This is a genomic window from Nocardioides sp., from assembly GCF_030019515.1.
Lineage (GTDB): Bacteria > Actinomycetota > Actinomycetes > Propionibacteriales > Nocardioidaceae > Nocardioides.
Window position 1 is genome coordinate 85,839 of sequence record NZ_JASEEQ010000003.1, and the last position, 22,358, is coordinate 108,196.

At 70.1% G+C, this 22,358-nt stretch carries 21 protein-coding genes; 7 read left to right on the plus strand and 14 right to left on the minus strand.

Features of this window, described 5'->3' with window-relative positions:
- Positions 1-2: 2 nt before the first annotated feature.
- On the minus strand, positions 3-1,337 hold the full coding sequence (locus tag QMC84_RS05135) for an extracellular solute-binding protein (RefSeq protein WP_300372479.1): 1,335 nt from the start codon (positions 1,335-1,337) through the stop codon (positions 3-5).
- Positions 1,338-1,423: 86 nt separating this feature from the next.
- On the opposite strand from QMC84_RS05135, the gene QMC84_RS05140 reads away from it, so the two are divergent.
- Positions 1,424-2,575: an ROK family transcriptional regulator gene (locus tag QMC84_RS05140; protein ID WP_300372481.1), complete on the plus strand. Its 1,152-nt coding sequence runs from the start codon at positions 1,424-1,426 to the stop codon at positions 2,573-2,575.
- 23 nt (positions 2,576-2,598) lie between these two features.
- Here QMC84_RS05140 and QMC84_RS05145 read toward each other — a convergent pair whose 3' ends face one another.
- The 9 genes from QMC84_RS05145 to QMC84_RS05185 form a co-directional block, all read right to left on the minus strand.
- Positions 2,599-3,372: an aldo/keto reductase gene (locus QMC84_RS05145; protein ID WP_300372483.1), complete on the minus strand. Its 774-nt coding sequence runs from the start codon at positions 3,370-3,372 to the stop codon at positions 2,599-2,601.
- A 97-nt stretch (positions 3,373-3,469) separates the two neighbouring features.
- Complete coding sequence (locus QMC84_RS05150) at positions 3,470-4,471, minus strand: BadF/BadG/BcrA/BcrD ATPase family protein (protein ID WP_300372485.1); 1,002 nt, start codon at positions 4,469-4,471, stop codon at positions 3,470-3,472.
- Entirely contained in the window at positions 4,468-5,727 is a 1,260-nt protein-coding gene (locus tag QMC84_RS05155) for a 6-phospho-beta-glucosidase (RefSeq protein ID WP_300372487.1), read from the minus strand. The genes QMC84_RS05150 and QMC84_RS05155 overlap by 4 nt, the downstream gene beginning before the upstream one ends.
- The gene (locus QMC84_RS05160; RefSeq protein WP_300372489.1) at positions 5,724-6,623 is read right to left on the minus strand and encodes a carbohydrate ABC transporter permease; all 900 of its coding nucleotides are present in this window, start codon (positions 6,621-6,623) and stop codon (positions 5,724-5,726) included. The genes QMC84_RS05155 and QMC84_RS05160 overlap by 4 nt, the downstream gene beginning before the upstream one ends.
- 4 nt (positions 6,624-6,627) lie before the next feature.
- The gene (locus QMC84_RS05165) at positions 6,628-7,569 is read right to left on the minus strand and encodes a sugar ABC transporter permease (RefSeq protein ID WP_300372491.1); all 942 of its coding nucleotides are present in this window, start codon (positions 7,567-7,569) and stop codon (positions 6,628-6,630) included.
- A gap of 53 nt (positions 7,570-7,622) precedes the next feature.
- Positions 7,623-8,957 (minus strand): ABC transporter substrate-binding protein, encoded by a 1,335-nt coding sequence (locus QMC84_RS05170; protein ID WP_300372493.1) that lies wholly within the window; start codon positions 8,955-8,957, stop codon positions 7,623-7,625.
- Positions 8,958-9,059: 102 nt separating this feature from the next.
- A complete protein-coding gene (locus tag QMC84_RS05175; protein WP_300372495.1) occupies positions 9,060-10,301 on the minus strand; it encodes an MFS transporter in 1,242 nt (413 codons plus the stop codon).
- Positions 10,298-11,479: an ROK family transcriptional regulator gene (locus QMC84_RS05180; protein ID WP_300372497.1), complete on the minus strand. Its 1,182-nt coding sequence runs from the start codon at positions 11,477-11,479 to the stop codon at positions 10,298-10,300. Before QMC84_RS05180 ends, QMC84_RS05175 begins: the two co-directional genes overlap by 4 nt.
- Before the next feature lie 97 nt (positions 11,480-11,576).
- On the minus strand, positions 11,577-12,380 hold the full coding sequence (locus QMC84_RS05185; RefSeq protein ID WP_300372499.1) for a Cof-type HAD-IIB family hydrolase: 804 nt from the start codon (positions 12,378-12,380) through the stop codon (positions 11,577-11,579).
- Between the two features lie 295 nt (positions 12,381-12,675).
- Here QMC84_RS05185 and QMC84_RS05190 point away from each other — a divergent pair, with 295 nt between their 5' ends.
- The 6 genes from QMC84_RS05190 (at position 12,676) to QMC84_RS05215 (ending at position 16,088) form a co-directional block, all read left to right on the plus strand.
- Positions 12,676-13,329 (plus strand): hypothetical protein, encoded by a 654-nt coding sequence (locus QMC84_RS05190; RefSeq protein WP_300372500.1) that lies wholly within the window; start codon positions 12,676-12,678, stop codon positions 13,327-13,329.
- 34 nt (positions 13,330-13,363) lie between these two features.
- Complete coding sequence (locus tag QMC84_RS05195; protein ID WP_300372502.1) at positions 13,364-13,843, plus strand: MarR family transcriptional regulator; 480 nt, start codon at positions 13,364-13,366, stop codon at positions 13,841-13,843.
- A gap of 132 nt (positions 13,844-13,975) precedes the next feature.
- Entirely contained in the window at positions 13,976-14,413 is a 438-nt protein-coding gene (locus QMC84_RS05200; protein ID WP_300372504.1) for a Fur family transcriptional regulator, read from the plus strand.
- Positions 14,414-14,448: 35 nt separating this feature from the next.
- On the plus strand, positions 14,449-15,102 hold the full coding sequence (locus QMC84_RS05205; protein ID WP_300372506.1) for an FABP family protein: 654 nt from the start codon (positions 14,449-14,451) through the stop codon (positions 15,100-15,102).
- 253 nt (positions 15,103-15,355) lie between these two features.
- Entirely contained in the window at positions 15,356-15,865 is a 510-nt protein-coding gene (locus tag QMC84_RS05210; protein WP_300372508.1) for a carboxymuconolactone decarboxylase family protein, read from the plus strand.
- On the plus strand, positions 15,855-16,088 hold the full coding sequence (locus QMC84_RS05215; protein WP_011754296.1) for a (4Fe-4S)-binding protein: 234 nt from the start codon (positions 15,855-15,857) through the stop codon (positions 16,086-16,088). Before QMC84_RS05210 ends, QMC84_RS05215 begins: the two co-directional genes overlap by 11 nt.
- Before the next feature lie 33 nt (positions 16,089-16,121).
- Here the strand turns inward: QMC84_RS05215 and QMC84_RS05220 are convergent, their stop codons facing one another.
- The 4 genes from QMC84_RS05220 to QMC84_RS05235 all read right to left on the minus strand — a co-directional run bounded on the left by QMC84_RS05220 (position 16,122) and on the right by QMC84_RS05235 (position 22,320).
- On the minus strand, positions 16,122-16,265 hold the full coding sequence (locus tag QMC84_RS05220; RefSeq protein ID WP_300372515.1) for a hypothetical protein: 144 nt from the start codon (positions 16,263-16,265) through the stop codon (positions 16,122-16,124).
- Between the two features lie 1,410 nt (positions 16,266-17,675).
- Complete coding sequence (locus QMC84_RS05225; RefSeq protein WP_300372517.1) at positions 17,676-19,286, minus strand: helix-turn-helix domain-containing protein; 1,611 nt, start codon at positions 19,284-19,286, stop codon at positions 17,676-17,678.
- Positions 19,287-19,814: 528 nt separating this feature from the next.
- Positions 19,815-21,110, minus strand: a complete 1,296-nt coding sequence (locus QMC84_RS05230; RefSeq protein WP_300372519.1) for a substrate-binding domain-containing protein — start codon at positions 21,108-21,110, stop codon at positions 19,815-19,817.
- Positions 21,052-22,320 (minus strand): LLM class flavin-dependent oxidoreductase, encoded by a 1,269-nt coding sequence (locus QMC84_RS05235; protein WP_366145736.1) that lies wholly within the window; start codon positions 22,318-22,320, stop codon positions 21,052-21,054. Before QMC84_RS05235 ends, QMC84_RS05230 begins: the two co-directional genes overlap by 59 nt.
- Between the last annotated feature and the right edge of the window lie 38 nt (positions 22,321-22,358).

Below are 22,358 nucleotides of genomic sequence, written 5' to 3' on the forward strand. Positions count from 1 at the left end.
GATCAGGACTCCAGCAGCTTGGCCGCCTCGGAGGCCGCGTCGTCGAGCGCCTGCTGCGGCTCCTTGTCGCCGAGCAGGGCCTTCTGGATCTCGGCCTGGAGCACCTGGGACATCGCGTTGTAGCTGGCGACCTGCGGCCGCAGGATCATGTCGCCGAGCTGCTTCTTGGCCTGCGGTACCACGGCGGGGTTCGTGTCGACGACCTTGGGGTCGTCGTACGACGACGACCACACGGGCAGCGAGCTGAGGGCGTACTTGTCCTGGACCGGCTGGCTGGTGAGGTACTCGATGTACTTCCAGCCGGCATCCTGGTTCTCACTGGTCGCGGAGAGGGAGAGCGCCATGCTGCCGTTCACGCCGGGGCGGCCGACCGGGCCGCTCGGGGTCTGCAGCACCGCGACGTCGCCGGGGATCTGGCTCTCCTTGGGGTCGTTCGCAAGGCCGTACATGTAGGTCCAGTTCAGCGCGATGCTGGCCTGGCCCGAGGAGAAGACGCGGCGCACGTCCTCCTCGAGCGACTGCGTCGAGGCGGGGTTGGTGAGGCCGTCGACGATGGTCTGCCGCATGAACTCCAGCGCGGCGACGCCACCCTCCTGGTTGAACGCGGGCTGGCCCGCGTCGTCGAGGAAGGTCCCACCGAAGGCACCGAGGAGCTGGGTGTAGTCGCAGATCAGGGCCTCGGCCTGCTGCCAGGACCAGATCAGGGGGTACTGCACGCCGCTCTGCTTGAGCGCGCGGGCGGCGGTGAGGACGCCGTCCCAGGTGTCGAGCTGCGCGGCGTCCACCTTCGCCTTCTCGAGCTGGGCGGTGTTGTAGAAGAGGTACTTGGTGTCCAGGATCCACGGGACCCCGTAGAACTTGCCGTCGTACTGCGGCGTCGCGACGGCGCCCCCGAGCATCTGCTGCTTCCACTCCTCCGGCCAGCGGTCGCTGACGTCGGCGACGATGTTCTTGGTGCCGAACTCGGCCGGCCAGATCACGTCGATCAGCACGACGTCGTACGTGCCGGCAGGGGCTGCCGCGACGGTCTTGTCGTGCAGCGCCTCGTAGGACACGAAGTCGGCGGTGACCTTGATGCCGGTGTTGGCCTTCATGAAGGCCGCGGTCATCTCCTTGATGTTGTCCTCGGAGTAGCCCGCCTGCTGCATGAACAGCGCCCGGATGCTGCCGCTGCCGCTACCGCCACCGCCCTTCTCACCCCCGCCACCGCCGACGCCGCAGGCGACGAGGAAGCCGGACAGGCCGAGCGCACCACCGCCCACGAGCAGGCCACGACGCGTCGGCCGGGGGGCGGTGATCCCGGTGAGCGAGCCCGAGAGGGGTGATGTGGGCTTCATGACATCTCCATTTGTTAGGCAACTTGCTTATTGAATGGATATTCTCAGCGGCACCGGGAACACGTCAAGAGCGACGGGAGAGATTTGTGACTGCCGCAGCGCATGCGTCGAGCGCCGACCAGGTCCTCGACGTGCTGCTCCACCAGACCGAGCCGGTGACCCGGCCGTTCCTGGCCACTTCCTGCGGCCTGTCCCGGCCGACGATCTTCGCCGCGATCCAGCAGCTCGAGCAGCGCGGGCTGGTGCAGGCCGTGGGCCAGCAGAGCGGGACCCCGGGGCGCTCGGCCACGCTCTACGAGGTCCCCGAGGGCGCCGGCGCACTGGCGGCGGTCGACATCGGCGGCAGCAACCTGCGGGTCGCGATCGCCGACCTGCGCGGGCAGCTGGTCGGCGAGCAGCACGAGCCGACCGCTCGACCGGGCGGGCCCGCCATCGTCGCCCAGGCGATCGAGCTCCTGCGGTCCACGCTCCTCGCGTCGAGGATGGCCGCCGTACCGCTGCGCACGATCGGCGTGTCCGTGCCGGGCGTGCTGGAGCACGACGGACGGACCGTGCGCTACGCGTCGAACATCGACCAGTTCGAGCCCTTCGACTTCGCCACGCCGTTCGCGGACGCGTTCGACACCGTGGTGATCCTCGACAACAACGTCAACCTCGCGGCGATGGCCGAGCGCTGGCGAGGCGCCGCGCGGGAGCTGAGCACGTTCGCGGTCGTCGCCGTCGGCGCGGGCATCGGTGCCGGGATCGTCCACGAGGGCCGGGTGATGCGCGGTGCGCACGGCGCGGCCGGCGAGGTGGCGTTCCTGCCGCCGTTCGGGACGCGCCGCAAGGTGGACGCCCGCGCCCACGACGAGGCCGGCGGCCTGAGCCTGCTCCACGACGCGCAGTCGCGGTCCGGATGGCGGGGCGACCCGCCCACCACCGTCGAGGACCTCTTCCGGCGGGCTGCCGCCGGCGAGCGGCCGGCCGCCACCCTGGTCGAGGAGGAGTGCGCGCGGATCGCCTCGGTGATCGCGTCGATCTGCGCCGTCATCGACCCCGAGACCGTGGTCCTCACCGGAGGCGTCGGCGACAACGACCAGCTGATCGCCCGCGCCGGCAGCCTGACCGAGGCGATGATCCCGTTCCCGCCCACCCTGATCCGGTCGGGCCTCGGCGACCGCGCCAGCCTGATCGGCGCGGTCCACCTGGCCGCGCAGTCCGCCAAGCAGGAGCTGGTGGAGGACACCAGCGGCTGATCCTGGCCCGGCTCACATGGAGATCACTCCGGCGCGGCGTGGGCCCCGAGCGCGTCCAGGACCGCCATCTCGGCCGGGTCCAGCGCGAACGACCCCACCTCCACGTTGGCCCGGATCCGGTTCGGCTCTCGGCTCTTCGGGATCACCACGACACCATGCTGGAGGTGCCACCGGATCACCACCTGGGCAGGGGTCCGGCCCAGCTGGCGCGCCAGCCCTACCACCGCCTCGTGCTCCAGGACCCCACCCCGCAGGCCGCTGTACCCCTCCAGGACGACCCCGCGCTCGCGGTGGGCCGCGAGAACGTCCGGCTCGAACAGCAGTGGGCTCCACTCGATCTGGTTGACCGCCGGCATCTCGCCGGTCACCTCGGCCAACCGGTCGAGCTGCGGCACCGAGTAGTTGCTGACGCCGATGTCGCCCGCCAACCCGTCCGATCGAGCCTCCTGCAGTGCCCGCCAGAGATCGGCGTGCACCTCGTCGTCGACCGACCAGTGGATCAGCCACAGGTCGACGTGGTCGACTCCCAGCAGCTCCAGGCTCCGCTCGAGCGTCTCCCGGTGCTGATCCGCGCGCCCGGGTGGGATCTTGGTGGTGATGAAGATGTCCTCACGGCGAACCCCGCTGTCCCGGATCCCGCGACCGACCTCACCCTCGTTCTCATAGACGTGCGCCGTGTCGAGGTGTCTGTAGCCGGCGGACAGGGCAGCCGTCGTGGCGCGCACGGCCTCCTCCCCTGTGATCTGCCAAGTGCCGAAGCCGAGCAGCGGCATCTCCCGGCCGCTCGGCAGGGTCACCGCTTCTTCCGGAACCGACGATCCGATCCGATCCGTCATGGGGGTCCTCTCGATCACTGCAGGGTCGCTCGCCGCGCGAGCGGCGAGCCTGGGCGCGTCATCCGGTCGCCTTACGACGGCCATCGACGAGCAGGGAGTTCCGCAACCGCGCCTCCGCATCGGGCTCGTGGCCGACCTGGTCCAGGCCGAGCAGGGCGGCTCCCACGACCGGCGGCACCTCGGTGACCCGCCATTCCGCCCGCGGCGCCGTGGTCTGCAAGCCCGCTGAGATCTCGGCCATCAGGAACGGATCGGCACTGGTCAGCACTCCTCCGCCGAGCACGATGGTCGCGTGCCGGTCCACCAGGTCCAGCCGTCTCAACGCGGCTCCGACGAGGGACGTGACCTCCTCGGCCTGGCGCCTGACGATGGCCATCGCCGTCGGGTCCTGGGCATGCGACGCCGCGCGCAGCACAGCGGGCGCCAGCTCACCCAGGGACGCGTGCCGCAAGCGCCCGAAGTGGAAGTCCTCGATGACCTCCTGGAGGGACGACCGCTTGAAGTGGGCCACGATCAGGTCCTCCAGGGCGGTCGGTCGCGCACGGCCGTCCGCCGCACGCGCCGCCCACCAGAGCGCCTCGTCGCCCAGCTGGACTCCCCCTCCCCAGTCCCCCGAGATCCGCCCCAGGGAGGGGAACCGCGCGTGCCTGCCGTCGCTCGCCACGCCCACGCAGTTGATCCCCGCGCCACAGACCACCGCCACCGCGTCGTGGTCGTCCGTTCCTGCCCGGAGCAGCGCGAACGTGTCGTTGTCCACCACCAGGTGCCGTGCCCATTGCCGCTTCTCGATGGCCTCGGTGATCAGTGCTGTCTCGGCCGGGATGTCCACGCCGGCCAGGTAGATGCCCGCGTGCACAGCGACGTGGCTGGCGACCGACCCCACCTGGGCCGCCGCCTTGCCGACCAGGTCGTCGAGCAGGTCGGCGCAACCCTCGATCCCGAGCGAGTGGGGCGAGGACCCGGGACCGCGCACGTGGGCGACGAGGCGGCCGGCACGGTCGGCCAGCACGACGTCGGTCTTGCTGTTGCCGCCGTCGACCGCGAGCACGAGCCCGGTCATCGCGCCCACGACAGATGTTGACGATTCGCCGCGAGCAGCCGGTCGGTCAGCTGGTCCGCGAGGTCCGACTGACCGACGAGCGGGTGGGCCAGGAGCGCCCGGAAGACACGGTCGCGACCACCCTTGATCGCGGCCTCCAACGCGAGCTCCTCGTACGCCGAGACGTGCGCGATCAGGCCGGCGTACAACGGCTCCACCGGGGCCAGGTCGAGCGGCGCGGCGCCCGTGGCGTCCACCCGCCCGGACACCTCGATCACGGCCTCCGGCGCGAGGAACGAGAAGGTGCTTCCGTTGCGGACGTTGACGGCCTGGACGTCCCCCCGGTCGTGGAGCAGCGAGGCCATCAGGTCGATGGCCGCCTCTGAGTAGAAGGCGCCGCCCCGCTCGGACAGCAGTGCCGGCTTCTCGTCCAGCGCCTCGTCGGCGTACATCTCCAACAGCTCCCGTTCCACCTCGGCGACCCGCTCCCCGCGCGTGGGTCCGCCCCTCTGCTCCTCGACCACGAGGTCGTGGCGGTAGAAGTAGCGCAGATAGTACGAGGGGACGGAGCCGAGCCGGGTCAGCACGTCGACGGGAAGCCCGAGGTGCTCTGCGATCTCCGCGCCGTGACGGTCGAGCAGCTCCGGCAACCGGTCGACACCGTCGACCAGGACGGCTCGCTCCCACGTCAGGTGGTTCAGACCGACGTGATCCAGCTGAACGCGGTCGGGCGCTACCTCCAGCAGCTGCGCGAAGTAGCGCTGGAGACCGATCGCCACGTTGCACAGCCCCACGGCCCGGTGGCCGTCGTCCAGCAGCGCCCGGGTCACGATGCCGACCGGATTGGTGAAGTCGATGATCCACGCACCAGGGGCAGCCCTGCGACGTACCCTCTCGGCGACGTCCAGGATGACCGGGACGGTCCGCATCGCCTTGGCCAGGCCGCCGGCTCCGGTCGTCTCCTGCCCCAGACAGCCGCAGTCCAAGGGCCACGTCTCGTCGCCGATGCGCGCCGCCTGACCGCCCACCCGCAGCTGCAGGAGCACGACCTGGGCGTCGGCCACCCCGGCGTCGAGGTCGCTCGTCGCCACCACGCGGGCGGGATGGCCCTGCCGGGCCAGGATCCGTCGAGCCACCCCCGCCACCAGCTCCAGGCGCTCGGCCGCCGGGTCCACGAGGACCAGCTCCTCGACAGCGAGCGAGTCGCGCAGGCGACCGATCCCGTCCACCAGCTCGGGGGTGTAGGTCGACCCTCCGCCGACCACGGTCACTCTCATCCCTTGACTCCTGTCAGGTTGATTCCCTCCACGAACGCCTTCTGGGCGAACGCGAAGATCACGAAGATCGGAACTGTCGCGATCACGGTGGCGGCCATGGTCAGGTTCCAGCTGACCTCGTGGGCACCGCGAAAGGCCACGAGTCCGAGCGAGATGGGCCACGCATCCGGATTCTCGCTCGCGTAGAGCAACGGCCCGTAGTAGTCGTTCCACGTGTAGAAGAACATGAACATCGCCGTGGCCGCGACCGCGGGCTTCGCCATCGGCAGGATGACGCGGAGCAGCACCTGGAGCTCGTTGCAGCCGTCGACCCGGGCCGCATCGCTGTACTCCTCGGGAATGGTGAGGAGGAACTGCCGCAGCAGGAAGATGCTGAAGGCGTCCCCGAGCAGGTTGGGGAGGATCAGCGGCCACAGACTGCCGGTGAGGTCGAACCTGGCCCACATGATGTAGAGCGGCACCACCGTCACCTGGGGCGGCAGCATCATCATCATGATCACCAGGACGAGTGCGATGGACTGACCACGCCACCGCAGCCGCGCCAGGGCGTACGCGACCGGGATGCTCGAGAGGAGCATGAAGCCAGTGGCGAGCCCGGCGTACAGCACGCTGTTCAGCATGTAGCGCAGCATCGGGACCCGTTGGAACACCTCGACGAAGTTCTCGGGGTGCCAGGAGCGCGGCCAGTAGTCGGAGGTCAGCGCCTGCTGGCCCGTCATGAACGAGGTCAGCACCATGACCAGGATCGGGGCCACGAACATGACGGCCAACGCGATGGCGATGCTGTACTCGGCGATCCACAGGAGGAAGCGGCGGCGTCGCAGCGCCCGGTCCGGCCGAGGCGAACCCGTCCGGGCGGCGCGGTCGGACTGCAGCAGGGACGTCGAGGTGGTCATGCCATCACCGGCCCTTGATCGTGTCGCGGAACTGGCCGAGCAGGATGAGCACGAAGACGAGCGCGGCCGCGAACAGGACCAGCGCGAGCACGCTGGCGTACCCCAGGTAGTAGTTGGTGAAGCCCTGGACGTAGAGCCACTGGGGGAAGGTGAGCGTGGAGCCCAGGGGGTAGCCGAGCAGTCCGCCTACTCCGCCACCCACCGTGGCCTGGCCCGACGCCGCCTGCGCGGCGACCGCCGCTTCGGTGAAGTACTGCAGCATCGCGATCACACCGGTGACCCCGGCGAACATCAGGACCGGAGAGATCGCCGGCAGAGTGACGTGCCGCCACCGCTTGACGGCGTTGGCGCCGTCCAGGCTGGCGGCCTCGTACAGCTCCTTCGGGACGTTGAGGAGCGCTGCGAGGATGATGATCATGACCTCCCCGACTCCCCACAGGCCCAGCAGTGTCAGCCCGGGCTTCGCCCAGCGCGGATCGTTGAACCACAGCGGGCCGTCGATGCCAAGGAGGGACAACCCCTGGTTCACCGGCCCCGTGGCGGGGTTGAAGAGGAAGACGAACATCAGGGTCGCGGCCACCGGCGGAGCGAGTGCGGGCAGGTAGTACAGGGCGCGGAGGATGCCGGAGCCCCGCTTGACGGTGAGCAGCAGCTGCGAGATCACCAGGGCGAAGAGGATCCGGGCGGGGACGAGCACGACGACCAACCACATGGTGTTGCGGATCGACTGCCAGACGCGAGGGTCGTCGTGCAGGAAGTACGAGTAGTTGCTCCACCCGACGTACTCCGGCGGCGAGAGCAGGTCGTAGCGCTGGAACGAGAAGTACACGGTCGCGACCAGCGGATAGGCGAAGAACAGGCTGAACCCGAGGATCGCCGGACTCATGAAGGCCAGGACGGTGAGGCGGCGCCGCCAGGTCAGCCTCGACCGCGGCGCCGCCCCCATCCCGGTGCCCCTCGCGACTGTCCTGCGACTGGCGGTTGCGAGAGACGCCATGGTCAGGGTGCCGACCGCTGCAGGTCCGTCGTCATCTGGTCGTCGACCTCGCGCAGGCCGGCCGCCAGGTCGTCGACCTGTCCCTGCTGCCACCGCTCGGTGAAGTCGCCCATCGTCCCGGTGTAGCCCTCGGCCCCGGCCCGCGTCGCCGGCGTGGTGGCCGAGTGCTCGTTCTGGAAGACGTCGATGAACGTCTGGAAGTTCGGGTCCGTCACCAGATCGGGAGACCCGAGCGACTCCTCCGTGGTCGGCACGTTGCGGAGGCTGTTCGACAGCTTCACGAGCGCGTCGGTGTCGGTGGTGAGGTACTTCAGCAGCGCCCAGGCCGCCTCGGGGTTCTCCGCGCCGCGCGGAATGCCCGCGATGGTGCCGGTCACGTAGCCGGCGCCGTACAGCTCCGGTCGGTCCTCCGGGCCCGGGAACGGTGCCGTCCCGTAGTCGAGGTCGGGAGCGTCGGCAGCGATGAAGGCGTTGCGCCACTCACCGTCCAGGTTCATCGCGATCTTCCCGGTCTGGAACGCGTTGTCCGCCGACCACTCCTGGCCGATCCCGGCCGTGAACTTGTTGAGGTTGTCCAGCCCGTACCAGTCGACGAGCTCCTTCTGCCACTCGAGCAGGTCCGCCCACGCCGGGTCATCGGCGATCTGTGGATCGAGGTCGTCGTCGAGCCACTGCGCGCCCCACGCGGGCGCCATGACCTCCGGGGTGTTCTCGTAGAAGCCGAAGGTCGGCACGAAGCCCGCGACCTTGATGCTGCCGTCCGGGTTGCGGACCGTGAGCGCCTTGGCCATCTCCGTGAGCTCCTCGGCTGTCTTCGGCGGCCCGTCGAAGCCCGCGTCGGCGAGCATCTTCTTGTTGTAGTAGAGGCCGTACGCGTCCGCGAGCATGGGCATCGCGCAACGGGTGCCGTCGAACTCGGTGTAGTCGCTGACGAGGTCGGGGAAGATGTCAGCGCTCACGCCGTCGCGCTCCATCCACGGTTCGAGATCGATGAAGGCGCCGGTGCTGCAGAAGCTGCCGACGATGGCGGTCGAGTACGAGATCCCCAGATCGGGGCCCTTCCCCGCCGCGATCGCCTGTCGGACCTTCTCGTCGTCCTGCTCGGACCGGACGTCGACGGTGATCTTCGGGTTCGCCTTCTCGAAGTCGTCGACGACGGCTTGGATCGCCTCTGCCTCCCGGCCGCTGAAGAAGTGCCACAGGGTGACGTTCCCCTCGGCAGTAGCGCCTTTCGCCTCGGGCGCGGGGCCTTCGCTACCCGTCTCCGCAGTGCAGCCCGCTGCCGCCAAGGAGAGCGCTGCCACTGCGACGAATGCGCGGAATGTGCGACTCGCCATCCCGGTTCTCCAATCCTCGACCTTCCTAATCGACAGGAAGGTTTCCAGTGAATGGCGAGAATCTAGTTCGCACCCGACGGGGTGTCAACGGATTGCGGGCCCTCAGTTCGTACGGCGGTCAGGCGGTCGTTCCCGGCCGGGCTGCCCGCGGGGAGGCACCGCTGCCGGCGGTGCTCCCCTCGAGGCCGGGGACCGCAGTGCAACGGGAAGGGCGCGCAGGAGGCCGAGGGCGCAGACCGCGGCCATGGAGAGGAAGAGGCTGGTGTACCCGCCCGCGGCCGCCAGCGCACCGCCGGCGATGCCGGCCAGTGGGCCGGCGATACCCCGGCCGAGCGTGGACAGGAGCGTGAGCGCCGACGCGAGCTGGTCGACCGGCACGCGCGCAGCCATCAGCCGGCTCTGCCCGACGAACCACAGCGTGAAGCTCACCGCCACCAGCGGCTGCACGGCGAACAGCACGCCGCGGCTCGGCAGCTGACTCAGGGTCAGTGCCGCCAGGCCCAGCGGCGGGAAGGCCAGCGTGCACAACCATCCGGGGCTCACTCGCCGAGCAACGCGGTCGATCAGGAGGAACGCGGGGAGCTCGAGCGCCGCCGAGAAGGCGAGCGGCCCCACAGCGGCCAGCGGTCCCGCGCCCAGGTCGTCGCGCGCCCAACCCGCGGTGAAGAACGTCAGGGTCGCGATGCACAACGTGAAGGGGAAGGTGATCGACAGGACGTACAGGACCTCCCCGACCGGCAGGAGCGCACGCTTCGGCCGTGCTCGGCCCTCGAGCTCGCGCCGGCGCACCGGTCGGCGCTGGGTCGGCGCGGTCAGGGCGGCCACGCCCGCGACCAGGAAGACCAGCGCCGCGCGACCGGTGATCGTCAGCAGCAGCCCACCGAGGAAGAGCCCGAGGATCCACCCGACCGAGCCGAGCGACCGGGTCGCGCCCAACCTCGCCGCCGTCCTCGCGTCGCGAAGGGTGTGCGAGGTGAGGAGCGCTTCGAGCGAGCCGCTCGCGCTGCCCAGCACCGCCACGCACGCGAGCGTGGTGGCCTCACCACCCGCCGTGAGCGAGAGGGTGAGCAGGCCCGCGGCGAGTGCCGTGACGAACAGGCTGAGCCGGGCCGCGCCGCCCGACATCGTGTCATCCGCCCACCCCCACACGGGTGCCGTGACGACGGCGCTGGCCGTCAGGAGGGCGGTCGCCCACCCGATCTCGCGCGGCGTCCAACCGACGTCGGTCAGGACGTAGGACAGGAACGGGCCCACGCAGGCGGCCGCGACGAAGGCGTGCAGGTACTGCCGTCGCAGCCGACGCTCCACGTGACGCGACGGGTCGACCGGGAGCGCTGCGGTCATCCGGCCGCGCTGGTGGCGGGCGCACTGGGGGTCCACGGGTCCGAGGCGGGGGCGCCGAAGACCTCGGTCCGGGCGGCCGCCACCGCGGTGTCCACCGCCCCGGCGAGGACCGGGTCCCCGGGGACCGACGAGCCCAGCAGTCGGGTGCGGAACGGCGATATCCGGTGGAGCTCGTGCTGCGTCAGCTCCACCAGGAGCTCACCACCCGCCTGACAGGTCGAGCCGGCCAGCACCACGAACGGCGGGTCCAGAACGGCGACGATGGTCGCCAGGCCGGTGGCGAGCCGTTCGGCGAGCTCTTGGAGCAGCGCACGCTGCGGCCCACCGGCCGCCACCGCCTGGGCGACGACGCTCTCGGCCGTGCTGCCGGCGATCCCGTGCCGTCGGGCGAGCTGCAGCACCGCGCCACACCCGACCGAGTCCTGGAACGTCACCGCCCCGCCGCCCACGGGGATGTAGCCGATCTCGCCCGCGCCACCGGTGGCACCCTGATAGAGACGACCGCCCAGCTCGACGGCCAGGCCGAGGCCCTGGGCGACCCAGAGCAGGGCGAAGGTGTCCACGTCGCGTGCGGCCCCACGGGTGCGCTCGCCCACCGCCGCGAGGTTCGCATCGTTCTCGATCGTGACGGGTGCACGGAGGACGCGGCGCAGCTCGGGGACCACCGCCTCCTCCTGGATGCCCGGGACGTGGCCGGCGTAGTTGATCCGGTCGCGGGTGGGGTCGTAGGCACCGGTGACGCCGATGGCGACGTGGGCCAGCGACTTGAGCGGTACTCGGGCGCGCTTCACGGCAGCGCGGAGCGCATCGCGGACGGCCGGCACCGGGCTCTGGCCCTGGGTCAGGTCGGCCTCCACCACGGATTCGGCAAGCACCCGGCCGGTCAGGTCCGCGACGGCTGCGGCGACCCGGTCCTCCTCCACGTTGATGCCGCCGACGTTCGCCAGGCCGACGTTGATCGCGTACAGCTGGGCGCTCGGGCCACGAGCGCCGCTGGCGGTGCCACTCGGGACGACCAGGCCGTCCCGGGTCAGCCGGGACAGCATCTCCGCAGCTGTCGGCTTCGAGACCCCGGTCAGGTCGACGAGCTGCGATCGGGAGAGCGGCCCCCGCGCGAGCAGCAGCTCCAGAGCGGCCCTGTCGTTGATCGCCCGGAGGACACTCGGGGTCCCCGTCACCCTGCCCGCCACGTCCGCCCCCACTGTCAGGTTTGTTTCCTATTAGGCTAGGAGTTCCACCGGGCGTCGTCAACGATCCCGGCCGTGATCCGGCGGATCAGGGAGCGAGCGCTCGCAGGGCCAGGGCGACGCCGTGATCATCGTTGCTGCGCGTGACCAGCGTCGCCGCGCGAAGGACCTCCGGCCGCGCGTTGGCCGGAGCGATGCTCGTGCCCACGCATGCGAACATGCCGAGGTCGTTGGGGCCGTCGCCGATGGCCACCACGTCGCGGAGTCGGATGTCGCGGCGCGCACAGTACCGCGTCAGACCAGCTGCCTTGTCGACTCCGGAACGGGTGATCTCCAGGAAGTTCGGGTTCGAGACCTGGACCGTCACGCCGGCCGGAAGGAGGTCAGCGAGGTCACGGAGTCGGCCGACTTCGTCGGGCTCGCTGATCACCATCAGCTTCTCCGGACCGACCTGCTCCGCGAGGAGCACCCGTACCTCAGGCACCACCCCGATCTCCCGGATCTCCGCCTCGATCGTCGCGTCCACATGACTCACGTACCAGTGCTCGCCGGTGAACCAGCTGACGCTGAATCCGGCAGCGACCGCCACCTCCACGATCAGGTGCGCTCGGCCGACGGGGCAGGGTCGCTGATCCTCGACCAGGAGTCGACCCGTAGGCGTCCAGCTGCCGGTGAGCGCCCCCTGGGCCGAGATGAAGACGTCATCTGAGCCCATGCCGAGGCGGCTCGCCACCGGCAGCAGCGCGGCCGCACCCCTGGACGTCACCAGGACGACCTGGACACCACGCGAACGGACGTGCTGGATCGCCGCGACGGTCTCGTCGGCCACCGCACCATCGCTGCGGAGCAGCGTCCCGTCCACATCGAGCGCGAACAGCCGGGGCTTCGCCACCCCGGCCGCCCACCCTCCTTCGCCCGGGTCCCGGCGTTCTCCGGCACTGACAGCGCCGTCTTCGGGCCACGGGCCAGGGCCGTTGGATCTCACCTGGATGCTCCTACCTCGACCCACATCCGGGCGGGCGTCCGGCCTCCCGATCGGGCGAGTCGATGCTACCGGCGCAGCGCCGGACGTCGGGGTCGCGGCGGCGATGACCCAGTGCGCAGCCACCGGGACCCGGGCCAGGGACGCGGCGTCCGCCAGCGCGGAGTTGGACTAACTGAGACATATATGTCTAGTATCGCCACCAATGAGACGACGCCTCGCCGCGGCCGCGGCCGCAACCCTGGCCGTCGCGGCCCTCGCCTCCCAGCTGGTCATCCCGTCGGTGGCCGAGGACCGACTCCGGGACCGGCTCGCCACCGTCGGCGCGGTATCGAACGTGGACGTCTCGGCGACGCCGGCCGTGAAGATGCTGTTCGGATCGGTCGACCGGGCCGCGGTGGAGATGTACGACGTGAGCCTCGACGGCGCCGCGGACCTGGACCCGGAGATGATCGCGAGGCTCGACGGCGTCCAGGAGGTCGACGCGCGGATCGACCGGCTGCGCGCCGGTCCGATCGATGTCGACGAGGTGCGCCTGATCAAGGACGGCGACAGCCTCGAGGCCTCGGGTGACCTGGACCTCAACGCACTCAAGGGACTCATCCCGGGCGTGAAGGTGAGCGTGAAGGGCGGCAGCATCCTGCTGGACCTGTCGGAGAGCGGCCTGCCCCTCCCCTTCCCGGTGCAGCTGGAGATCGTCGCCGAGGACGGCGCGGTGGTCGCCCGCCCGCTGGGTGCCGCCGCCGCGATGCTGCCCGCGCAGCCGCTGCTCGAGCGGCCGGAGCTGTCCGTGCAGGACCTGCGGGCCGAGGTCGAGGACGGACGGCTCACCGTGGCCGCCGACGCGCGGCTGACCTGAGGTCCGGAGCCCCGGCCGTGCGATACTCGCCGGCGTGGAGCAGGCGGACCGCCCGGCGCCGACGTCGGCCGAGGAGCTGGTGGCCTTCGAGGTGGCGACCCGGGACCTGGTCGGCGTCGCCCTGCGCAGCGTCGAGCGACTCGAGGTGTCGCTGTCCCAGTACCGGCTGCTGCTCGTGCTGCACGGGCGAGGTCGCTCGACCTCGACGCAGTGCGCCCAGGCCCTGGGGGTAGCGGGCTCCTCCGTCACCCGGCTGGCCGACCGGCTCGACGCCTCCGGGCACCTCGTGCGCGGCACGGACCCGGACAACCGCAGCGTGGTCACCCTCGAGCTGACCGAGGCCGGGCGCCGGGTGGTCCGGAAGGTGACGAACCGCCGGCGCAAGGAGCTGAGCAAGGTCCTCGACCGCCTCGACCCGGCCGAGCGCGCCGCCTGCGCGAGTGCGCTGGAGACGCTGCACGATCTCCTGGGCGACGTCCGACCCGGCGAGCCCACCGACCGGCTTCCCCTGTAGCGGATCCCGCCAGCGATCGCCGGAGGACCGGATCGCTCCGACGCACTCACACTTGCTGGATGCAAGCCTTGCGTTATGCAAGTCTCTGGCGCAGGATGGACTTGATCCGTTCCAGACCAGGGGGTGCAGCGCATGGCATGCGTCGAGGAGGACCTTCGGGCCGCCGGCCTGCGCGTGACCCGCCCGCGGCTCGCCGTCCTCGCCGAGGTGTCCGCGCACCCACACGCGGACGTCGACACGATCGCCACTGCGGCCCGGGCCCGGTTGGGGTCCGTGTCGACGCAAGCGGTCTACGACGTCGTGCACGCGCTCACCGACGCCGGCCTGCTGCGGCGCTTCCAGCCCGCGGGGTCACCGGCCCGGTTCGAGCTCGCGACCGGCGACAACCACCACCATCTCGTCTGTCGGGCGTGCCAGCGGATCGTCGACGTCGCCTGCGCGACGGGCGCGGCGCCGTGCCTCCAGGCCAGCGACGACGCGGGCTACCTGCTCGACGAGGCCGAGGTCACCTACTGGGGCCTGTGCACGACCTGCCGGGCGTCCGAGCCCGAGCCGTCCCGGACCACCTAACCCGCCACACATCGAGTCGAGAAGAGAAGAGAACCATGACCACCACGGCAAACGCCCCCGTCATCGAGGCCTCCGCCACCGCCCCCCGCGCCCAGACCCAGGGCCCGCAGAAGCTCGGTCCGCTCACCCCGCTGGTCGGTGAGTGGGAGGGCGACCTGGGGATCGACCTGTCGTACCACAACCACGACGACGAGACGAGCCACACCTCCTACTTCGAGAAGGCCGAGTTCAAGCCGATCCCGCTGCAGGAGAACGGCCGACAGACGCTCTGGGGCCTGAGCTACACGATGACCGCGTGGCGTCACGGCGAGGAGGCGATGGACCCGTTCCACGACGAGGTCGGGTTCCTGCTGTGGGACAAGATCAACGGGCAGGTGATCCGCAACGTGGTGTTCGGCCGCGGCATCGCGATCCTCGCGGGCAGCGACGCCGGTCCCCGCGACCGGGTGCTGCACTTCGACGCCAAGCCGGGCGACCCGTCGTACGGCATCCTGCAGAACCGCTACCTGATGGAGCGCGCGGAGATCCGGGACTTCACCAGCAGCTTCACGTTCAACGACGACGGCACCTTCAGCTACACCTCAGACCTGCTGCTCCGGCTCGCCGCGACCGGCACGGAGATGCACCACACCGACCAGAACACCCTGCACCGGGTCAAGCGCTACCACCCGAGCGTCGAGCTCGGCTGAGCAGCGCGGCGCATTTGCGGCGACCGGCGAGCAGGTCGCCGTGGTCCGTAGCCGGCCGTGGCCACGGTGCCGGGCGGAAGCAGCGCTGATGATCCTCGCGACGGCGCCAGCGGGAGCGGGATCCTTCAACCGCTCTCGCAAGCCGGGGACCTGTCGCGACCCGAGGTCCTCGCAGCCGCGCTCACGTACGGGAGCGCCGCCGACTTCGTCGGCTAGGGGACCGTCTCGTCGCCCGGGTGGGTACGGTCAGGGCATGGACGACGGGCCACGGTGGGTCTACGCCGACAAGCAGCTGCCCGCGATCCACGGCGCGATGGCGAACGTGTCCACGGAGATCAGGGCCCGAGCCGCCGACCTGGGCATCGACCGGGCGGTGCTCGAGCTGGTCAACCTGCGGTGCTCGCAGATCAACGGCTGCGCGTTCTGCCTACACCTGCACACCCACCTCGCCCTCCGTGCCGGCGAGTCGCCGCAGCGGATCGCCGTACTGCCCGCCTGGCGCGACTCGGGGATGTTCACCAGGGTCGAGGAGGCTGCCCTCGCCATCGCCGAGGCGGTCACCCGGGTCGCCGACGGGCACCTGTCCGACGACGACTACGACCTGCTGCGCGAGGACCTCACCGACGACCAGCTCGCGCTGCTCGTCTACTCCGCCTCGATGATCAACGCGTTCAACCGGGTCTCGATCCTCAGCCACCACCCGGCCACCCACCGGGAGTCGTTCGGCGCGCCACCCATCAGGAGGGACACCCATGACCAGTAAGCGCTACACGGGCCCGCTCGTCGACGTCACCGACGAGCGCGAGCTGTGCATCCACTCCGCGGTGTGCGTGCGTGGCATGCCCGCGGTGTTCGACACCAGTCGCCGGCCGTGGATCGACCCGAGGGAGGCCGCCACCCCCGACCTCGCCGACCAGCTGCGCGCCGTCGTGGCGCGGTGCCCGTCAGGTGCGCTGCAGATCGTGGAGCACGGGGAGGACCAGTAGCGTTCCGGACCCAGCCCGCTGGCCGGCGGGACGTCAGCCGTGCTGGACGAAGTCAGCCACGATGCGGTTGAACGCGTCGGTGTGCTCGAGCTGGGCCCAGTGGCCGCAGCGGTTGATGACTTGCGCCCGCGAGTCCGGGATGCGGGCAGCTGCGACGAGGGTGCCCTCGAACGCCACGACCCGGTCGTCTCGACGGCGCGTTCATCGCCTCCCAGGCCGACCCGAAGCGCAGGGTCGCGGTGCAGATGGCCGAGCTGGCCCAGGCGGTCGCCGACCGCAGCGAGGCGGTACTCGCCGAGGCCTGAAGCCGGACGTCTGACCGGACCACGGCCAGGACGGGCGCGTCGGCGCACTTGTTGACGAGCACGGGCGATCACCCGCGCAGGGGGCGGGCGGTGTGCCGCCCGTCGTGGACGGCGATCGTCGAGTCGGCGCGGTCCACACGCTCGAAGGGCCGGTCTCAGCGTGATGCGCTGAGACCGGCCCTTCTCGTGTGGAGCTGAGGGGATTCGAACCCCTGACCTTCTCGAATGGGCGAGCCGCTTCGACCCTTCGTCGGTTCTCGGTCCGTGTCTGCCAAACCCGCTCGATCTGCAGCCCTGCCACGGATCGAACCACTTCTGCACAACAACGCTACCCGATGGGCTCGGAGTCGCTCGGGGAAGCTCGCACATTCTTTCTGCTGACTTCCTGCTGACCGCCAGCACAGCGCGCGTTGTGGGGGACGCCTCCGGCGCCATGCGTGCTCAGCGGTAGCCCCGCAGGGTCTGCTGTTCTCTGCGGTTCGCGGTCGGCACCCGACGTCCGGGCAGCATGGTGCTCGGCGTGATTCGAGAGTGTGGCAGATGTGCCGGACGTCAACGACGAACTCGAGTGCCTGCGACGGGAGAACGCGCGCCTGCGTCGGTTGCCTGAAGTTGACCGATGCCGAGGCGGCGCCGGCTATCGGCACGCAAGCAGCGTGATTCGACAGGTCGCCGGGGCGGTGGACGCGAGGTCGCACCCGCAAGAGATCCGTTCTATGCGCGCTCTGCGGCGCCCGCACAGACGTGTACGCCCTTCGGTGGGAGAACGCCCGTTCGGGAAAGTCAGGCTGGATCCCGGCGGTCGAGGGCGGCTGGCGCAAGGGCAGCAAGTCCGCCGACCATCGCTATCTTCCACTCACGCCCGAGGTCGTGGCCGCGCACCTGACCGGAGACATCCACATCGGCCTTTGTCCGATGCTGCCTGGAGACCAGACCTGCTGGCTCGCGGCGGACTTCGACGGGCCGGCCGCCCGCCATGCTGGACGCCCTTGCCTATCTCAAGGCCGCCCGGGCCGTCGGGGCGCCGGCTGCGGCGGAGGTCTCCCGCTCCGGGGTCGGCGCACACGTCTGGATCTTCTTCACCGACCCCGTGCCTGCCACCAATGGGACAATCTGTCGACGCTCGAACGTATGAAGGGCAGCAAGTCCGCCGACCATCGCCTACCTTCCGCTGACGCCTGAGGTCGTCGCTGAAGGCGAGCCTCCAGAACGGCTCTGCGCTGGAGAGCTTCGCCCTGCCGGGGGCCCACACTGCGCCATCCAGCCTGGCATCTGTGGAGGATCAGAACGTCGACGAGGACAGGTCGATGCCGAAGGCACGTAGCTTGCGATAGAGCGTGGAGCGTGCGATCCCCAGGGACTCGGCTGCCGCCAGCTTGTTGCCGTTGGCATCGTGGATGGCCTGGAGGATCGCCTGGGCTTCCAGGCGGTCAAGCGCGGACAGCTTGCGGCGTGAGGCGTTGGTGGCCACAGCCGCCGGAAGGTCACGCGCCGTCACGTAGCCCGTGCGTACCTGCCCGAGCACGCGGCGCACGAGGGACTCGAGCGACGAGACGTTGCCCGGCCAGTCGAGCCGGGTCAGCGTCTGCAGCGCATCTGTCATCCACTGAGTGCTCGAGAGCGATGGGTCGTCACTGATGCACTTTGCCGTCAAGGCGCGCACCAGGTCCGGGATGTCCTCGATCCGCTCGCGCAGCGGCGGCACCGTGACCACCATGCTGAACACGTCCAGGATGGCGTTGGCGGAAGCATCAGCCACGACACCGCTCCGCATGGTCGCCACCACCCGCACTCCACTGGAGAGCTCGCCGAGCATGGTCATGACCCGAGCGGCGGTCTCCGGGGTGAGCTGCTCGAGATGACGAACGAGGACCACCTCCGCCCAGCGCGCAGATGTCCAGATCTGATGGCACCACACCTGCTCGCCCACACTGTCGAGGTCGGCCACGTCGATCTCCATGAGCCGGAGCTCGCCGGCCAGGCTGCGCGCCACGGCCGTCTTGCCGGTCCCGCGCTCTCCGACCAGCAGGGTCGGCACCTGACCCGCACTGGCCAGCCGCGCCGACATGGCTCGCCACCGAGCACCCCGTCCGGCAAGTCCTTCAAGGAGAGGCGCGGGTCCCTGCACGTCGACAGCGACCGGGTGGGTGGCGCGTCGCCACCGCATGACCACACCGACCGTCTCGTCACCATCGGTCACTGGCTCACACTCGACGGAGAGGGAGCGCCCCTGCCCCACCTCGAGCGTGGTCGGTCCGCCGCGATTGTCGGCCACCACCTGGCGCGCGTGTTCCCACAGTCGCGACTGCTCCTCGACACCCACCATCCGGGCCGCGGCGGCGTTGGTGATGATGATCTGGGCGCTCAGCGCCACTACGGCGTGCCGGCTGTCGCTTCGCTCTTGCAGGAAGCGCTCCATCAACACGTGCTCGGAGCGCCGAGCACGTCTGAGCAGATCGTGCTCCACCCCGCTCACCAGCTCGCCCAGCCAGGACCCGGATGCGTCCGAGGCCGCCGCGCCCGTCGCAACGACGAGTGCACCGAAGAGCCGGTTCGCCGACGGCTCCACCACGGGGGCACCGACCGTGGTGACGCCTCGCAGCGCCTCCAGATCGTGATCGGGACCCTGCACGATCGTCAGCCGCCGGGTGACGAGCGCGCCCGCGGCGCTGGTACCTGCGTGGTGCTCCGCGAGACACAGCCCCGGCGCCACCCCTTGGGCCCGCAGGTCTTCGAGCACGTCCCCGCCAAGCGTCCACGTGTCGACGACGACGCCATCGGCGTCGAGGAGCAGCAGTGTGCCCCCGCCATCGAGGGCCGGGGCCGTGGCCAGCGCCTGGCTGACGATGTCGACCCCGCGCACCGCCTCAGGGCGGGGCTTGGCCTTCACCACGTCGGCCCGTGCGCCCCTGACGCGCGCTCCGCGCCGCACGGGCACGCTCCGGAGCGTGGCACCACGAGGCGGCGCAGGAGGGATGGTTGTCGGCTCGAGCCCGTTCATGGAGGTTGCCACCGGCACACCATAAAGTCGCTACTGACAGCGTGTCAAACATCCTGTCAGTAAAAATTCGGCTGGTTCGAGATTCCTCGCGCCTCTGCCCGATTCCCGCGCCTGACGTGCGTCGCGACGGACGGCCACGGGCCCCGGTCGGCGGGGGGCGGCCCCGAGGACCCGGCGAGGCGCAGCATCACTTCAGAGCGTCCGAGGGCCCGGCGTCGTCCGTGAACGAGTGGGCCGCGCGGTGCCGTGCGGTGGACGTCGAGGTCTCGCAGGTTCACTGCGCCGTCCGTGTTGACCTCGAGGACCATGGGAGGTCGCCGGCGGAAATGGGACCGGTCCCGGGAGCTGAGACTCAGCACCCGGGACCGGAGACCTCCTCGTGACGAACGCGGCGCCGTGCTGCCCGCCGCGCTCAGCCGGTCAGCTCACGCCCCAGAGCTTCTTGTACGCCGAGACGAAGTCGATGGGCGTCTGGTAGGTCATCCCCTCGTCGGGCAGGTTGTGCTCCGCGTCGACCGCCCGGAACCCGAGGCCCTGAGGCACAGCGTCCTCGCCCTGGAGCTGACGGTTGATGTTGTCCATGGCGGCGTATCCCATCCACTCCGACGAGTGGGCGATGACCGCCGTCAGCTTGCCGTCTCGCACGAGGTCGAGCTCCGGCGCGAGGCCGGTCCCGGACACGGTGATGAGCGCCGGGTTCGTCTGGTACGCCTCCTGCGCTCCGCCGAGACCCCCGGCGTTGGCACCGGACTCGAAGTTGACCGCGGTTGCTTCGGGATGACGTACGAGTGCGGTCCGGAAGCGCTGGATCATGGGACCGTTGGGGACTTGCTCGGACTGTAGGTACTCGATGTTCTCCACGATGTCGCACCCACCGCATTCCTGGTCGATCGCCTCGAGGAACGCGGTGCCGATGAAGATGTTGGGGTTCGACTGTCCTGCGAGGTTGAGGAGCTTGGCCTCCCCGCCGGTCTTGGCGATCAGGTAGTACGCCAGCTGCCGTCCCCAGGTCGCGAAGTAGTCCTCGCTCGTGATGGCGTCGTCCGCGTACTGCATGTCGGCGGTGAAGAGGTTGTTGGCCTCATTGCCGGGGTCATCGACGTCGCAGTCGAGGGTCTCGACACCCATGACCGGAATGCCGCGCTTCTTGGCGTCCTGGAGCGGCGCCTTGATCGTGTCACAGGCGATGCCGTGGACGATGATGGCGTCTGGTGAGGCGGCCAGGGCCGTGTTGATGGCCGTGACGTTCCCTCCCTCCGCGTTCAGGCGCCCATCGGCGATGCGGAAGTCCATCCCGAGGTACTTGGCCGCCTCAGCCGCGCTCTCAGCCGGGACCGAGCAGTCCGGGACGACCATTCCGCAGGAGACCCACCAGACCGACTTGCCCTTGGCAGGAGCCGGCCCCTCGGTGGGCGGGTCGGACTCCGTGCCGGTCGCTGTCAGCTCATCGACGGAGGGGACGTTCGAGCTGGCGGCGTCGGCGCCTCCTGAGTCGTCGGTGTCAGCAGTCCCGGCTCCCCCACAGGCGGTGAGCACGAAGATCATGGTTAGCAGGCCGGCGACGATCACTCTGCTACGCCGGGCGGTGGAGCGGATGTTCACAACAGCACCTCTCACTTTGGCTCCGAGACTTGATGGGAATTCGACGGGCTCTCGGTCAGGGCTGCTGGCCCTCGCGGCCAGCGTCGAACCTGGCGCGCGCGGCGTCGACGGCAAGGATGGTGGCCTTGGCGCCGGCGAGGTCGCTGGTCATGGTCTCCTCGAAGGCCCGTGCGCGAGGCGGCATGGAGCCGTCGAAGTGCGGCATGACCTCGCTGGCAATCAGCTCATAGCTGCGGCGCGTGGCCTCGTCGTCGGCCCAGTCACCTTGCAGCATCAGGTAGACGCCGAATCCACCCGTCTCCTCCTGGAGACGCTTGATGTGCGCGACCAGCATGTCGGGCGTGCCGATGACCCCGCCGCCTGATTCGTTGTTGGCCTTGACCAGTGTCTCGATGTCCGTGAACTCCGCCGCGGCCGGGCTGATCTGGGCCATGTAGTTGTTCAGCGGGAGCAGGTTGCGGCTCACATCCTTGATGGCCTGCTGCTCCGTCTCGGCGATGTGCGTCAACTGGAGGAGACGCCAGTCCTCGCGTCGCATGGTGTTGCCACGCTCGTTAGCACTGGCGCACGCCACGTCCCAGTGACCCGACAGCAGGTCGATGCCTTCCTTGGTCCGGGCGCCCAGGGACAGGAGGCCCGCACCGTAACGGCCGGCCAGGTTGGGCCCGTTGGGCGACCAAGCGCCGGTGACAGCGAGTCGGACGTCGCCGTACGGCAGCATGTGGAGGTAGCCGTCGACGGTGTACCAGTCGGTCTTCTCGGAGACCGTCTCGCCGGCGAGAAGCCGGCTCACCACGTCGAGGGACTCCTCCATCTTGCGCCGGTTCTCCATGGGGTCGATCCCGATGATGCGGCAGTCGTCGGCGAGCTGGCCCGGCCCGACTCCAAGGATGACCCGGCCGTGTGCGAGGTGGGAGAGGAGTGCCATCCGGTCAGCCACCATGAACGGGTGGTGGTAGGGCAGCGACACCACGCCGAGGCCGAGGTCGATCCGCCGTGTGCGCTGCGCCGCGGCTGCCATGAAGATCTCAGGGCTCGAGACGATCTCGATGCCACCGGAGTGGTGCTCGCCCATCCACGCCTCGGCGAACCCGAGACGGTCCATGTGCTCGATCAGCTCGAGATCCCGGGTGAGCGAGAGGGTCGGGTTCGTCGACGGTGGGTGGAACGGGCCGAAGAAGGCCCCGAACCGGACGCGAGGGAAGTTGGTGGGCATGTGTCCTCCTTGGGGACTCTCGGTGTTGCTTGGTCGAGCTTGTGCGACCGGGCGTGGTGGCATGGGTCGCTGCCAGCACCGAGCCGGCTCGGCCGACGTGCGGTCCATGGCCGTGGGGCCTCGGGCTGTGGGCGGGTAGGTGAAGG

Excerpts from the sequence above, each read along its gene's own strand:
- QMC84_RS05200 (WP_300372504.1), top strand. The coding sequence starts at position 13,976 with ATGGCATGCGTCGAGGAGGACCTTCGGGCCGCCGGCCTGCGCGTGACC.
- QMC84_RS05135 (WP_300372479.1), bottom strand. The coding sequence starts at position 1,337 with ATGAAGCCCACATCACCCCTCTCGGGCTCGCTCACCGGGATCACCGCC.
- QMC84_RS05190 (WP_300372500.1), top strand. The coding sequence starts at position 12,676 with ATGAGACGACGCCTCGCCGCGGCCGCGGCCGCAACCCTGGCCGTCGCG.
- QMC84_RS05165 (WP_300372491.1), bottom strand. The coding sequence starts at position 7,569 with ATGGGGGCGGCGCCGCGGTCGAGGCTGACCTGGCGGCGCCGCCTCACC.
- QMC84_RS05205 (WP_300372506.1), top strand. The coding sequence starts at position 14,449 with ATGACCACCACGGCAAACGCCCCCGTCATCGAGGCCTCCGCCACCGCC.
- QMC84_RS05155 (WP_300372487.1), bottom strand. The coding sequence starts at position 5,727 with ATGAGAGTGACCGTGGTCGGCGGAGGGTCGACCTACACCCCCGAGCTG.
- QMC84_RS05170 (WP_300372493.1), bottom strand. The coding sequence starts at position 8,957 with ATGGCGAGTCGCACATTCCGCGCATTCGTCGCAGTGGCAGCGCTCTCC.
- QMC84_RS05235 (WP_366145736.1), bottom strand. The coding sequence starts at position 22,320 with ATGGACCGCACGTCGGCCGAGCCGGCTCGGTGCTGGCAGCGACCCATG.
- QMC84_RS05215 (WP_011754296.1), top strand. The coding sequence starts at position 15,855 with ATGACCAGTAAGCGCTACACGGGCCCGCTCGTCGACGTCACCGACGAG.
- QMC84_RS05210 (WP_300372508.1), top strand. The coding sequence starts at position 15,356 with ATGGACGACGGGCCACGGTGGGTCTACGCCGACAAGCAGCTGCCCGCG.
- QMC84_RS05150 (WP_300372485.1), bottom strand. The coding sequence starts at position 4,471 with ATGACCGGGCTCGTGCTCGCGGTCGACGGCGGCAACAGCAAGACCGAC.
- QMC84_RS05175 (WP_300372495.1), bottom strand. The coding sequence starts at position 10,301 with ATGACCGCAGCGCTCCCGGTCGACCCGTCGCGTCACGTGGAGCGTCGG.
- QMC84_RS05160 (WP_300372489.1), bottom strand. The coding sequence starts at position 6,623 with ATGACCACCTCGACGTCCCTGCTGCAGTCCGACCGCGCCGCCCGGACG.